Source organism: Streptomyces sp. NPDC001493 (genome assembly GCF_053597235.1).
This window is the reverse complement of the sequence record NZ_JBSFHV010000002.1, coordinates 217,029-230,933: the sequence shown is the minus strand read 5'-3', so window position 1 is coordinate 230,933 and position 13,905 is coordinate 217,029. Positions and strand designations below refer to the sequence as shown.

Sequence of the window (13,905 nt, the reverse complement as noted above, 5' to 3'; positions counted from 1 at the left end):
CATGTACACGTCAATAGACGTGTACATGATTACCGTCTATGAATGTGAACTCCGCGCGCCGTTGTGGGGGTACGTCGGCCACCGCCGGGACGGGCAGCGGCGCGGGCCGCACGGATCACACCGTGCGGCCCGCGTGCCGGTTCCTGGACGCGTGCCGGTTCCTGCCCGCTTGCAGGTCCCCGCCCGCGTGCTGCTCCCCGTGCTCAGGCGGCGACGCGCGCGACGCGCTCCGCCCGCTCGCTCTTCCAGAAGCCCGAGAAGGTGATCCGGTCCTTCGGCAGGCCCGCGCGGACGAGGTGGCGGCGGCCCTCGGTGGCGAGGGTGGACTCGCCGACGACGAAGGCGTACCCGGCCGCGTCCACGGTGTCGTGGCGGCGGAGCTCCTCCAGGGCGGCGGCGCCGGGCACCGCGGTCGCGTCGTCGCGGACGACCCAGGTCACGGAGACGCCGACGGGTGCGTCGAGCGGGCGGCGGTCCTCGGCGAGCGGAATCTCCTGGATGACCCGTCCCACGGTGTCGCGCGGGAGCGAACGGAGGATGCCGGCCGTCGACGGCAGGCCGCTCTCGTCCGCGACCACCAGTACCTCGGTGGCGTCGTCCGGACGGTCGAAGATGCCGCCCTGGTCCAGCAGGGCGACCGGGTCGCCGGGGCGGGCCGCGCACGCCCAGATCGCCGCGCCGCCCTCGGGCTCGCCCCCGGGGCCGCAGTGCACCACGAAGTCGATGTCCATCTCGGCCGCCCCGGGCCGGAAGTCGGCCACGGTGTAGTTGGCGCAGTGCGGCCGTACGTCCTCGGGGAGGGCGTAGTACGGGTCCCACCAGCGCTTCGCACCGGCGAGCTCCGGCATGACGAACTCTTCCTGGTGCGGCCGGCGCAGGAAGAGCCGGAACCAGTGGTCGTACCCCCGCCAGGGGAAGTCGCCGAGGTTGGCACCGGTGATCGTCACCCGCTGCATCGACGGGGAGAAGCGCACGCTGCGGACCACTTCGCCGCGGAACAGAACGGGATGCTTCGGCATGAGCCTGGGGGTTTTCGCCACGAAGGAAGGTTAGCCTAAGTTAACTCGTCGTCAACAGGTGGGCGGGGCGTTTTCCTGCACCGGGCGCCCGCCTCCGCCCGCGCCGGGAGCCCGCCTCCGCCCGCGCCCGGGGCCTACCTCGGCCCGCGCCCGGCGCGCGCCTCGGCTCACCCTCCGGTGCCCCCGCCCGCTCCCGCCATCTGCAACGAACCATCAAAGTGCTGCAAAAAATCAATGGCACAGTGCCTGTTGAACGAGAACAGGTAGGAAAACCTCACGCACGAGCCTTGTGGCGCCCCCCGTCGGGTCCCTACTGTCGCCTCACCTCACGACGCCCGAACCGCCTCGAACGTCCAGGGCGGTTCGCGCCCACCACACGAGAATCGAGCTGGCGATGGCACGGATGGCACGGAGCAGTGGACGAAGGGCGGGACGGAGAGCCGTGGCGGCCGTCGCCGCCGCCGCGGGGATCTGCCTCGGTCTCGGCGGCGGCACGGCCGCCCAGGCGGACGCCCCCGGCGCCCGTACCGGTACGGCCCAGTCCGGTACGGCCCATACCGGTACGGCTTCATCCGGAACGGCCCGCGCCGGTACGGCCGGAACGGCGGCCCCCGTGGTGACCCGGGCCGCACTGGACCCGGCGCTGGTCGCAGGGGCCGGCGCGGACCTCGGGACGGCCGAGCAGGAGGCGGAGAACGCCGTCACCGACGGCCGTGTCATCGGCCCCGACCGGCGCGCGTACACCCTCCCGGCGGAGGCGTCCGGGCGGCGGGCGGTGACCCTGGAGCCGGGCCAGTACGTCGAGTTCACGCTGCCGAGCGCCGCCAACGCGGTCACCGTGCGGTACAGCATCCCGGACGCACCGGGCGGCGGCGGCATCACCGCCCCGCTCGACGTGACCGCGACCGGGGCGGCCGGTCAGGGGCATACGCAAGGGCGTACGCCCACGACCAGGAAGACCCTCACGCTCACGTCGCAGTACTCCTGGCTGTACAACCAGTATCCGTTCTCCAACGACCCCGGTGCCGGTCTGCTGCACGACGACTGGTGGATCACGGAGTGCGGCTGCGTACCCGCCGCCACCAGTCCCGCCCCGGTGATCGACAAGCCGTTCCGGCCCAGCCACTTCTACGACGAGCAGCGCCTGGCGCTGGGCCGTACCTACCGGGCGGGCGACACCGTCCGGCTGTCCGTCCCCGCACGCGCCGGGGCGGTGCCGACGACCATCGACGTCCTCGACTCGCAGCTGGTGGCGCCCCCGCGCATCAGGACCCTCGCGGCGAACGTACTCGCCTTCGGCGCGGACCCGACCGGCCGGAGGGAGTCGGCCGCAGCGATCGACCGCGCCATCGCCTTCGCCCGGCGCGCGCACCTCACCGTCTACATCCCGCCGGGCACGTACCAGGTCAACCGGCACATCGTCGTGGACGACGTCACGATCGAGGGCGCCGGAAGCTGGTACACGATCATCAAGGGACGCCAAGTCGCCCTGGACGAACCGGCGGACGACGGCTCGGTCCACACCGGGGTCGGGTTCTACGGCAAGGCCGCGGCGGACGGCGGCAGCCGGCACGTACGCCTCTCCGGCTTCGCCATCGAGGGCGACGTGCGCGAGCGCATCGACACCGATCAGGTGAACGGCGTCGGCGGCGCGCTCGGCGACTCCGTGATCGAGGGGCTGTACGTCCACCACACCAAGGTCGGCATGTGGTTCGACGGCCCGATGTCGAACCTGAGGATCATCGGGAACACCATCACCGACCAGATCGCCGACGGCCTCAACTTCCATACCGGCGTGACCGATTCGGTCGTCCGGAACAACTTCGTGCGCAACTCCGGCGACGACGCCCTCGCCCTCTGGTCGGAGAAGAGCGCCGACGCCCGCAACACCGTCGACCACAACACCGTGCAGTCCCCGGTGCTCGCCAACGGCATCGCGATCTACGGCGGTAGGGACACCACCGTCTCCCACAACCTGGTCGCCGACCCGGTCCGCGAGGGCAGCGCCCTGCACGTCGGCTCCCGTTTCGGCGCCGAACCCTTCGCCGGGTACCTCCACCTCACCGGCAACACCACGGTCCGCGCCGGTACGTACGAGCTGAACTGGAACATCGGGCTCGGCGCCCTCTGGTTCTACGCGCTGGAGCGGAACATCGACGCGGACATCCGGGTCACCGGTGACAGCTACCTCGACTCGACCTACAACGCCCTCATGCTGGTCACCGACTGGCCGGTGAAGGACACCTACCGGATCAGCGGCGTGCACTTCAAGGACGTACGGGTGGACGGCACCGGCACCTCGGTGATCAGCGCCCGCTCCGCCGGATCGGCGACCTTCGAGAACGTGGACGCCCGCAACGTCGGCGCGGTCGGCATCAACAACTGCGGAGCGTTCAACTTCCCTGCCACCGGCTCGGAGTTCACCCTGACCGACCTCGGCGGCAACGAAGGCGGCGGCACCACCGGTCCCTGGTTCGGCGCCTGGCAACTGCCCAACACCCTCACCTGCGACGACCGCCCGCCCGTCGTCGTACCCCCGGCGCCGTCGGCGTGGTGACCTGCGCGCGGTGAGCCGGCTCGTCCGGCCCGGCCTTCAACCGCCTTCATACGTACGGGAGTCGGCCGGGCCGGACGTGGGTCGATTCCGCCACGCGGACGGCATTTGCCCGGAGTTCACGCCTCCGCCTCCTCCCGATCGCCCGGATCTGGGACCATCGCGGCCGACCCGGTCGTGGATCGCCGCGCACCGCCGCGCAACGGAGGACGGATGCCCCCGAAGAGAACGTACGCAGCACTCGCAGCCCTGGTCGTGGCCGGTGGCCTGCTGGCCGGTACCGGTGCGGCGAGCGCACACCAGCAGGCGCGGGGGCCCCTCGCCTTCCAGCGCACCGCGACCTACCCGGTCTTCCAGAACCGCCCGGCCGGCGAGGACCCGGCCACGGCCACCGTCGCCGAGATCTCGGCGACCAGCGAGGACGGCCGGACCCTCGTCTACACCGACGCCCTGGCCCGCCGTATCGGCTTCCTCGACATCAGCGACCCCGGCAAGCCGCGTGGCCTCGGCACGCTGTCGCTCTCCGAACTCGGCGACGCCGAGGACGAGCCGACCTCCGTGGCCGTGGTCGGCGGTCACGTCCTCGTGGTCGTCAACACCAGCCCCGACCACGCCCACCCCTCCGGCCGCCTCGACGTGATCTCGCTGCGCGACCGCCGCCGGGTCGGCAGCTTCGACCTGGGCGGCCAGCCGGACTCCATCGCGATCACCAAGGACAAGCGGTACGCCGCCGTCGCGATCGAGAACGAGCGCGACGAGGAGGCGACCCCGGCCGGGGGCAAGAAGGGCGATCTCCCGCAGGCCCCGGCCGGCTTCGTGCAGATCGTCGACCTGAAGGGTGCCTCGCCGCAGCAGTGGCGGACCCGGCCGGTACCGTTCACCCGCCCCGACGGCAGCGCACTGCCCGTACTGGCCGCCGCCGGCCTCGCCGAGCCCACCGACCCGGAGCCGGAGTACGTCTCCGTCAACAGCCGCGACCAGCTCGCCGTCACCCTCCAGGAGAACAACGGCGTCGCCCTGATCGACCTGCCGACCGGCCGGATCACCAAGGCCTTCAGCGCCGGTACCGACACGGTGCACGGGATCGACACGGCCAAGGACGGGGTGATCGACCAGACCGGCTCGATCACCGACGTGCCGCGCGAGCCCGACGCGGTCGGCTGGGTCGACGACCGCTACCTCGCGACCGCCAACGAGGGCGACTGGAAGGGCGGAACCCGCGGCTGGTCCGTCTTCGACAGCCGTACCGGCAAGGTCGCCTGGGACGCGGGCAACACCTTCGAGCGGCTCGCCGTCCGCTACGGCCTCCACGACGAGGACCGCTCGGCGAAGAAGGGCACCGAACCCGAGGGGGTGGTGGTCGCCACCTTCCACGGGGTGCGGTACGCCTTCGTCGGCTCCGAGCGGAGCAACTTCGTCGCCGTCTACGACCTGACCCGCCCGACCGCCCCCGTCTTCCGCCAGATCCTGCCCACCACCAACGGCCCCGAGGGGCTGCTGCCGATCCCGTCGCGGGACCTCCTCGCGGTCTCCAGCGAGGAGGACGACGCCTCGGTCAACGTACGGGCCTCCGTCAGCCTCTTCCGGCTGGGCGAGGGCACCCCCGCGTTCCCGAGCATCCTCTCCGCCTCGGACTCCACCGGCGCCCCGATCGGCTGGGGTGCCCTCGGCGCCCTCTCCGCCGCCCCCGGCAAGCCGCACGAGCTGTACACCGTGACCGACGCCGCGTACTCCCTCACCCGGATCCTGACCATCGACACGGCCCGCCGCCCCGCGGTCATCACCCGCGCCCTCGCGGTCAAGGACGCGGCGGGCAACCCGGTCGGCTACGACGCCGAGGGCATCTACGCCCGCCCCCAGGGCGGATTCTGGCTCGCCGTGGAAGGCGCGACGGGCACCGGCAACCAGCTGGTCCGCCTCGACCGCGACGGCACCACCCGCCAGGTCGTCCCGCTCCCCGCGGACATCGCCGCCGGGCTGACGAAGCAGGGCTTCGAAGGCGTCACCGCCACCACCGACCGCCAGGGCCACGAGATCGTCTGGGCCACCCTGCAACGCGAGGTCAAGGGCGACCCCACCGGAGTCGTCCGCCTCGGCCGCTACGACGTCCAGGCCGGCACCTGGAGCTGGTACGGGTACCGGATCGGCACCACGAACACCCCGGGCGACTGGATCGGACTCTCCGAAATCACGGTCGTAGGCGACAAGTTGGCCCTCATCGAGCGCGACAAGCTCAACGGCCCCGCCGCCACGGTCAAGCGGATCTACACGGTGGACCTGCCCAAGGCCCCAGCTACGGAAGGCGCGTTGCAGGTCCTTCCGAAGACCCTCGCCAAGGACGTGCTGCCCGAACTCCGGGCCTCCGACGGCTGGACGCAGGAGAAACTCGAAGGCCTCACCGTGGGCGCCGACGGCCAGGTGTACGCCGTCACCGACAACGACGGCCTCGCGGACGCCACGGGCGAGACGGTGTTCCTGCGGCTGGGGTCGCGGGAGGCGGTGTTCGGGCGCGGATGAGGCGCTGAGGGCCCGGAGCCGAGGCGCCGGGGCTGAGCCGCACCATGTCGAACGGCCGTCGGCGATCCGCCGGCGGCCGTTCGCGTACTCCATGGACGCGGAGCCGGCCGGCGAGCCGATGGTCCCGATCGACGCATTCGCGAACCGAACGGCTCAGGTCGGCTGAATTCTTCCCGTCAGCACAGGCCAACAGGGTACGAGTAGGCCGGAAACCTTCTTGTCGACTGCGAACCGCCTTTCTAACTTGAGTGGTTCACAGGGGGCGCACGTGTCACGGGGGAAGGTCCGGTCATGGCCTGGAACGAGTGGGAACAGATCAAGTCGGAAGTCGGAGAACAGCGTTCGACGGCCATGCGGCTCAACCAGTTGCCTGCCGATCAGAGCGCGGGCGGTGGCGGGGCCGGTGACTTCGTGGCCCATCAGGACGACCTCGGCGCCGTCGGCCACGAGGCGTTCGTGCTGCACAGCCAACTCGGGAAGCAGGCGGACATAGCCGGCGCGGGAATGGACAAGGACGGCGCCGGGTCCACCATGCAGGCCGCGGCGACGCTCAAGACCCACAACTTCACCCTGGGAACCACTCTGGAGAAGACCGTGTCGGTCTGGGACGGACAGGTGAAGTCCCTGCTCCAGGCCTGCGCGCACATCTCCAACCACCTGGACTACTCCAAGGCGCTGCACGCCGACGACGACGCCCTGATCGCGGCGTCCTTGCGGCAGGGCAATGGCGAGGAGATACCCGTCTCCCGCCTCAACGAGTACTTCAAGTAGGGGCTGCGGAGATGACCGATCTGGGTCTCAGGGACGTCGCCGAGGTGGATCTCGGCAGGCTCGGTACTTCCGTCGCGGACTGGAAACGGACCGTCGACCACCTGAAGGTGCTGGCCGACAGCGCCGAGAAGGGGCTGCGGGCGAAGTCCGACTCCGCCCGCTGGGAGGGCGTGAACGCCGGGGTGACCCGCGACTTCATCAGGAAGACGTCGAAGGAGTTCGCCGACGCCCACGCGGAGGCCGCCACCATCTGGGCGCTCCTCGACGACGCGCACCAGGAGCTCGTGGGGATACAGAAGAGCATCCGGACCGCCGTCGAGACGGACGCCCCCGCCATCGGCGCGGCTCTGGAGGACACCGGGGACGGCGGGGTGCGCTGGTTCTTCCCGCACCGCCGGGGTGACACCGACGAGCACGCGCAGTCCGACATCGACGCGGCGCAGGCACTCGCGAACCGGGTGGCCGGAATGGTCGCCCACGCGACGGAGATCGACGCTTCGGTGTCCAGGGCCCTCGCCAAGGCCCACGGATCGGACCGGCACGACTTCGGCCACGCGACGTACGAATCGCTCGACGACGCCCAGGCACAGCGCGCGCTGGAACTGGCCAGGGCCGGGGCGGACATCAGCGACAAGGACTTCACCGAGCTCAACAGCATCATGAGGTACAACCGCTCGGACCCGGAGTTCACCACGGAGTTCTTCAAGGGGCTCGGCGGACCCAAGGACGTCCTCGAGTTCTACGGAACCCTGTCGCTCGACGGCACCGAGGGCGACAACAAGACGCGCCTCGCGCTGGCCAAGGAGCTCCAGCGGAACATGGGTGTCTCGCTGGCGACGGCCACCGACCCGGACAACAAGACTCATCTGGACGCCAGTTGGGGTACGGAGTTCCGCAAGCTGGGCACGCAGCGGATCACCGTGGACAGGTCCGGGGCGGGCGGGCCGTACGGCTATCAGATTCTCGGAGGCATCCTGCGGTACGGGCACTACGATCCGAGCTTCATCAACCCGATCGCGGAACACATCACCCAACTGCACCACAAAAACCCCGACTTCTTCATGCGGGACAAGCCCTCGGGTCTGGGCGACCAGAACTACGGGTTCAACCCGTCGGGTGCGGTCGGTGCCGGATACGACCCGCTGGGCAGCGTCCTCGAAGGACTGGGCCACAGCCCGGAGGCCGCGCTGCAGTTCTTCGACGACGAGCACACACCGACGGTCTACGCGGAGGACGGCAGCGTCAGGAAGGGCGAGACGCTGGGTTACGACTACCTCGGTGAGTTCACCAGAAAAGACTTCGAGTGGCCCAGTGACACGCTCGTGGTGCCTGTCGGGGGCGATGCGGAGGACGCATTCGACCATGGACCCGACGCGCTGGGCCACGCCCTGGAGGCGGCGGCAACGGGCCGCGCCTATGACGACGACGACGGCGACGCGGTGAAGCACACCGCCGAAATGGGGCGGTTGACGGAGCGCGTGGTGGCGCACTTGGGTGAGAACCCCCAGCTTCTGGCTCACAACGAGAGCGGCGACACGGACAAGATCAAGACCGGCCCCCTCCACGCGATGCGCGACAGCATGGGCGACATCACCGCGGAGTACATGGGAGATTTCCAGCGCACCATGTACAGGGAGTCGGCCGACACCTTCCCGCCGTTCGGTGAGCCTGCTTCGTTCGACACGGACAAGGCGATGAATTTCCTCGCCGTCGTGGGCCAGGACCCGGACGCGTACGCCTCGATCACCAGCGCGCAGCAGGCGTACACCTCGGACCTGGTGGACAAGGCGATCAACGGCGACACCACGTCGGCGGGTTCGGTGGACGGCCGGGTGAGCGCCGCCGTGGCACCCGGCGCCGCCATCGCGGGAATCATGAGCGGTGCGCGCGCCGACGCGGTCACCGACTACCACACCGCGCAGGACGCGGAGTTCAACGAGGCGGCGGAAGAGAAGGCGAAGTGGGCGAACCGGATCCTCAGCATGGGCATGGGCATGGGCGGGGTCGCTGAACGCGTCCCCGTGGCCGGGGAGATGCTGGGCTGGGTGCAGGAGGACGTCACCAGCAGCATTCTCGAATCGGTGGCCAAGGACTCCGCCGAGGATGCGTCGAAGGAGGCAGGCGAGAAGTACGCCGCAGGCCGGGACGCGATTCTGGACTCCAGCGCGGCGGCCGTGAACAGGGCCATTCTCAGCAACCAGGGCGGTGCGTACACGGATCCGGACACCGTCGCCCAGCTGCAGAACGCGGCACGGACCCAGGCCGGCAACAGTCATGGTGAGGGAACCGCGTGGTACCAGGCGAGCGATGCGACATGATGCGCCGACGGGTTGTGCGTGCGGTTGCCCTGGCCGGCCTGGTGCCGCTGGTGGCCGTCCTCGGTGGGTGCGGTGAGGAGCGCGAGTACGCGGTGCCCTCGTCGCTGTGCGGGATTCCTGTCGACAGCGATCTGCTGGAACCCCTTCTGCCGCCGGGCAAGGAGATCGAGCAGCGGACGAGCGACGCCGGGCAGGGGCTGAGAGTGACCTGCTCGGTACGCATCGACGGGCAGATCATGTTCGAGACCGAGGGCGCGTGGTGGGAAGGCGACTTCACCGCCCTGAAGGCGGGGGCGTACCACCGTGGTCGCGGTGGCCTGTACGAAGCCGAGGGCGGAAAGATCGCGTACTGGGACTTGGGCGCCGTGGTCGTTGTTCCCTGCAAGAACGCACGCTGGAAGGCCGGGAGTTACTCCGTGCTGGTCGAGAACGTCTATCGCCCCGGGCACAAGGCCGACGTGGACGGGCTGCGGGCTTTCGTGAAGTCGTACGCGAAGGCGGTCGCCCCCCGGCTGCCGTGCGAGTAGCCGCGCGGGTCGACCGCCTCGCCCCCGCGGTACCTGCGGGGGCGAGGCGCTCCGCCCCTGTCGCGGAACTCCTGCGTTTGTCGCCGCCCCCCTGCAGCTTTGTCCGTGGTCGGTAACCGGCCTTCCTCGCCCAGCTGTTCGCATGTGTAGATGGGTGCACGGCATCGGACACGGCACCGGCGGACACGGCACCGACGGGCACGGCAAAAGGGGCGGGCGGACATGGCGAAGCACAAGGGAAGGGGATGGCACGGCAAGATCTTCGCGCTGTCGCTCGGAGTGACGGGCGCGGCCGTCGCCGCGTCCATGTGGACGGCGCAGGCCGACACCTCCGTCCAGCGGCAGCCGCAGGCGCACGCCTCGGCCCCCGCCGTCAGCCCCGTCGCGGTGGGCATCGTGCACGCCTCCGACCAGGGCCCCAAGGGCGTCAACATCACCATCGACGACGGGCCGGACCCGACCTGGACGCCGAAGGTGCTGGAACTGCTCAAGGAGAACGGCGTGAAGGCGACGTTCTGCATGGTGGGCACACAGGCCAAGGCCTACCCGGACCTGGTCAAGGCGGTCGTGGCGGACGGCCACCGGCTCTGCGACCACACGATCTCGCACGACACCACCATGGACAAGAAGTCCGAGGCCTACCAGTCCAAGGAGATCCTCGACGCCGAGAAGATGATCACCGAGGCGTCCGGGGGCGTCCGGCCGATGTACTACAGGGCTCCGGGCGGCGCCTTCACCCCCTACAGCCGTCAGCTGGCCGCTTCCCGGGGGATGCGCCCGCTGGGCTGGAACGTCGACACCAAGGACTTCGAGCACCCCGGGGTGGAGACCATCGTCGCGACCGTGAAGAGCGAGATAGCCAACGGCCCGACCGTCCTCTTCCACGACGCCGGCGGCGATCGCGCCGAGACCGTGGACGCCCTGCGCGAGGTGCTGCCCTGGCTCAAGGAGCAGGGGTACACCTTCGGCTTCCCCGTACGGTGAGCCGGCGGTGCCCTGGCGGTGCCCTGCCGGGGCGCGCCGGTCCAGCCGTCCCGTCGTGAACGGCGCGGTCGGAAAAAGGGGCCTGACAGAACTCCACCGCGGTGCCTAAGATGCCGACGATGACTGACAACTCCTCGTACGGATCGGGGGAATCGTCCGCGCAAGGTGAGTGCTGATGGCACTTCGTCCCGCGAACACGATTCCGACCCACCTGCTGATGTGGCAACGCGTGCGTGAGTACGCCGTGCCACCGTCCATGATCGAGACCGCGGCCGTTCGGCGTGCCGCAGGAGACTGGGCCGGGGCCTGCGCCGCCGCCCGGGTCGACGTCGACCTCGATCTGCGCGCCGTGCGCCACCGCCACGGCACCTTCCTCGCCCGCCGGATCCGGGCGGACCTGCGCCGGCTGGCGCCGGACCTGCTCCGCTGGCACATGCCCCGTAAGGCCCCCGACGGACGGCTCCGCGACGGCCTGACCCTCTCCCTCGCCCAGTACCGGCGCGAGGACTCCCCGCCGCTCCACCTGGTGGTGCGGACACCCCCGGCTCAGGCGGATTTCGGGCAGCGGATGTCCCTGGCCCTGTGGGAGGGGGCGGGGCACGCCCTGTGGGAGGGGGCGGAACACGCCCTCCGGGAGGGGACGGGGCACGGCGCGCCCACGCGCCATCCGCACCCGCACCCCGACCGGCGCTTCCGGCTCGACCTCCACCGGCACCTCTGGGACCACGAGCGGAGCGGCGAGCTGGCCCGGCGGTGCGGCGCCGACCGGGTACCGTCCCCGGCCGGGCCCGCCCCGTCCGTATCCGCTCGGCCTGCCGTGCCGGAGCTGCCCGCCACCGCCGACGGTGCGTGGGCGGTGGCGGACTGGGCCGCCGAGGCCGAGCTGCTGCTGCGGGCCGAGGGGCTCCCTCGCGGCGCCTTCACCGTGCGGCTCGGTACGCGGAGCCGCGCCGTACTCGAACTCGTCGCCCCCGACGACAGCCACGCCCCGACGTTCCGCGAGCTGCGGGAGACACTGCCACCGCAGGAGGCCGCGGCGCTCCCGTTGCTGCCGGAGGCGGCTGCCCGGGTCCTGCCGGATCTGGAGCTGCTCCGAGCGGGGCTGATCGTCGTCGACCGGCTGCATCCGCTCGTCGCCGCCGCGCTGGCGGCGTCGGACCCGGTGGCGTCGCCCCGTACGGGGCCGGGCGCCGTGCCCGTATCCCCCGCCGGTGATCCGCACCGGGTCGAGTGCCGGGGCGAGGTCCACCGGATCGGGCTGCGGGACGGGGTGCTGACGGCCGTCGACCACGGTGCGGAACAACTGCGCCGCGAGGCCCTGCTGGTCGCGCTCGGCGGGCCCCCGCTGCCCTGCCTGCGGGCCATCGACGAGGTGCACCGCGCCCCGGAGGCGCTGCCCGCGGTCCGGGAGCGGCTGGGCCACGGAGACGTCACCGGCGCGCTGGCCGTGGTCGAAGGGCTGCTCGGGCCCGGTGCGGTCCTGCGCGAGGGGCCGCTGCGGGACGAGTTGGAGTCGGCCGTGGCCCGCCGCGTCGACCAGGGTCTCTTCCGGTCCGGCCTGGTCGCCGTACACCCGGGGGCCGGGGTGGCGGCGGGCGGAAGGTCCGCGGACCCGAGGTACCCGGAGACGGGCCACCGCCCTCGGCTCGACCGCCGTACACCCCACGCGGTGCGCTCCAAGCTGAGCCGCCGGTCCCGGCCCCGTACCGGAATGGCCTGAACACCTCGCCCGACCCGAGTGCCGGCACCGCGCATTCGGTCCCGTACGTCCTCCCGCCCCCTTCCACCCGAGGTGATGCCCATGACCCCCAGCACCCTGCTGTCCACCCACGCCCCCGTCCCCGGCCCGTCCGGGTCCGCCCCCGCTCCGGCCGCCACCCGCCTCGCCGTCGCCGACGACCTCCTGAACCTCCTGCGGGCGACCACCACCGAGCCGCGCCCGGACGAACAACTCGAAGCCCTCACCCTGGCCGTCTCCGCGGACCTCCCCGTCCTGCTCTGGGGCGAGCCGGGCATCGGCAAGACCGCTGCCCTGACCCAGCTCGCCGACTCCCTCGGCCTGCCGCTGACGACCGTGATCGCCAGCGTCCACGAGCCGACCGACTTCTCCGGCCTGCCCATCGTCGGCGACGACCCGGAGGTACGGGGAGTGCCGATGGCCCCGCCGCAGTGGGCGGTGGAGCTCGTCAGGGCCGGACGCGGGCTGCTCTTCCTGGACGAGCTGTCCACCGCGACACCGGCCGTCCAGGCCGCGCTGCTCCGGGTCGTCCTGGAGCGGAGGGTCGGCGCGCTGCAACTGCCGGCCGAGGTACGCATCGTGGCCGCGGCCAACCCCAGCGCCTCGGCGGCGGACGGGTGGGAACTGAGCCCGCCACTGGCCAACCGGTTCGTGCACCTGTACTGGACGCACGACCGGGAGGTGGTGGTGCGCGGGCTGGGTGGCGTCTGGCCCCGGGCGGAGCTGCCCCGCCTGGCGCCGGAACGGCTGCCGGAGGCGGTGGCCTTCGCCCGGCGCGCGGTCTGCGGATTCCTGGAAGCCCGGCCGACGCTGATCCACCGGCTGCCCAGTACGGAGACCCGGCGCGGCGGTGCCTGGCCCTCGCCCCGGAGTTGGGAGGCCGCGCTCACCCTGCTGGCCTTCGGTACGGCGGCCTCCGTGTCCCGGGAGGTGCTGGCGCTGCTGGTGCGGGGCACGGTCGGGGACGGGCCGGGGCTCGAACTCCTCGCCCATCTGGACCGGATGGACCTGCCGGACCCGGAAGCGCTGCTCGCCGACCCGCCCTCCGCCGAACTGCCGGAGCGGGGCGATCTGAGGCAGGCGGCCCTGGAAGCGGTGGTCGCGGCCATCGGGGCGCGGCCCGAGCGGGAGCGCTGGGAGGCGGGCTGGGCTGTGCTGGCCAGAGCCCTGGAGACCGGGGCCCCGGACCTGCTGGTCGCCCCGGCGACGGCGCTGGCCTCGCTGCGGCGCGACGACTGGGAGGTGCCGGAGACGGTGGAGCGGCTGGTGGCGGTGATCGGCCTCGCCCGGCGGGCGGACCGGTCGGTGGGCCGGGTCGCGGCGGCGGCCGGCGCCGCGCGCACCAGGTCGGCGCGCCGATGACGGGGGGTACGGAGCGCCCGCTGCCGCGCCCCGTGGCCCGGCCCGCCCCGCCGCGCCCGGTGGCCCGGCCCGCCCCGCCGCGTCCGGTGGTGGCCACCGCACCCGGGACGGCCGC

Annotated in this window: 9 protein-coding genes; 8 read left to right on the top strand and 1 reads right to left on the bottom strand. The window is 71.8% G+C overall.

Annotated features, from left to right (window positions below; translation table 11 throughout):
* Positions 1 to 203 precede the first annotated feature (203 nt).
* The gene (locus tag ACWCWD_RS03560; RefSeq protein WP_450769925.1) at positions 204 to 1,040 is read right to left on the bottom strand and encodes a siderophore-interacting protein; all 837 of its coding nucleotides are present in this window, start codon (positions 1,038 to 1,040) and stop codon (positions 204 to 206) included.
* A 421-nt stretch (positions 1,041 to 1,461) separates the two neighbouring features.
* On the opposite strand from ACWCWD_RS03560, the gene ACWCWD_RS03555 reads away from it, so the two are divergent.
* From ACWCWD_RS03555 to ACWCWD_RS03520, 8 genes are all read left to right on the top strand, one after another.
* Positions 1,462 to 3,576 carry a glycosyl hydrolase family 28-related protein gene (locus tag ACWCWD_RS03555; RefSeq protein WP_450769923.1) on the top strand — a complete coding sequence of 705 codons (2,115 nt, stop codon included), beginning with the start codon at positions 1,462 to 1,464 and terminating at the stop codon, positions 3,574 to 3,576.
* A 210-nt stretch (positions 3,577 to 3,786) separates the two neighbouring features.
* Positions 3,787 to 6,090, top strand: a complete 2,304-nt coding sequence (locus ACWCWD_RS03550; protein ID WP_450769922.1) for an esterase-like activity of phytase family protein — start codon at positions 3,787 to 3,789, stop codon at positions 6,088 to 6,090.
* A gap of 291 nt (positions 6,091 to 6,381) precedes the next feature.
* Positions 6,382 to 6,861, top strand: coding sequence for a hypothetical protein (locus ACWCWD_RS03545; RefSeq protein WP_450769921.1), 480 nt, complete (start codon positions 6,382 to 6,384; stop codon positions 6,859 to 6,861).
* An 11-nt stretch (positions 6,862 to 6,872) separates the two neighbouring features.
* On the top strand, positions 6,873 to 9,179 hold the full coding sequence (locus tag ACWCWD_RS03540; protein ID WP_450769920.1) for a hypothetical protein: 2,307 nt from the start codon (positions 6,873 to 6,875) through the stop codon (positions 9,177 to 9,179).
* A gap of 14 nt (positions 9,180 to 9,193) precedes the next feature.
* A complete protein-coding gene (locus ACWCWD_RS03535; RefSeq protein ID WP_450769918.1) occupies positions 9,194 to 9,706 on the top strand; it encodes a hypothetical protein in 513 nt (170 codons plus the stop codon).
* 222 nt (positions 9,707 to 9,928) lie between these two features.
* On the top strand, positions 9,929 to 10,690 hold the full coding sequence (locus ACWCWD_RS03530) for a polysaccharide deacetylase family protein (RefSeq protein ID WP_450769917.1): 762 nt from the start codon (positions 9,929 to 9,931) through the stop codon (positions 10,688 to 10,690).
* A gap of 175 nt (positions 10,691 to 10,865) precedes the next feature.
* On the top strand, positions 10,866 to 12,410 hold the full coding sequence (locus ACWCWD_RS03525; RefSeq protein WP_450769916.1) for a hypothetical protein: 1,545 nt from the start codon (positions 10,866 to 10,868) through the stop codon (positions 12,408 to 12,410).
* Between the two features lie 81 nt (positions 12,411 to 12,491).
* Positions 12,492 to 13,790 (top strand): sigma 54-interacting transcriptional regulator, encoded by a 1,299-nt coding sequence (locus ACWCWD_RS03520; protein WP_450769915.1) that lies wholly within the window; start codon positions 12,492 to 12,494, stop codon positions 13,788 to 13,790.
* Positions 13,791 to 13,905 lie beyond the last annotated feature (115 nt).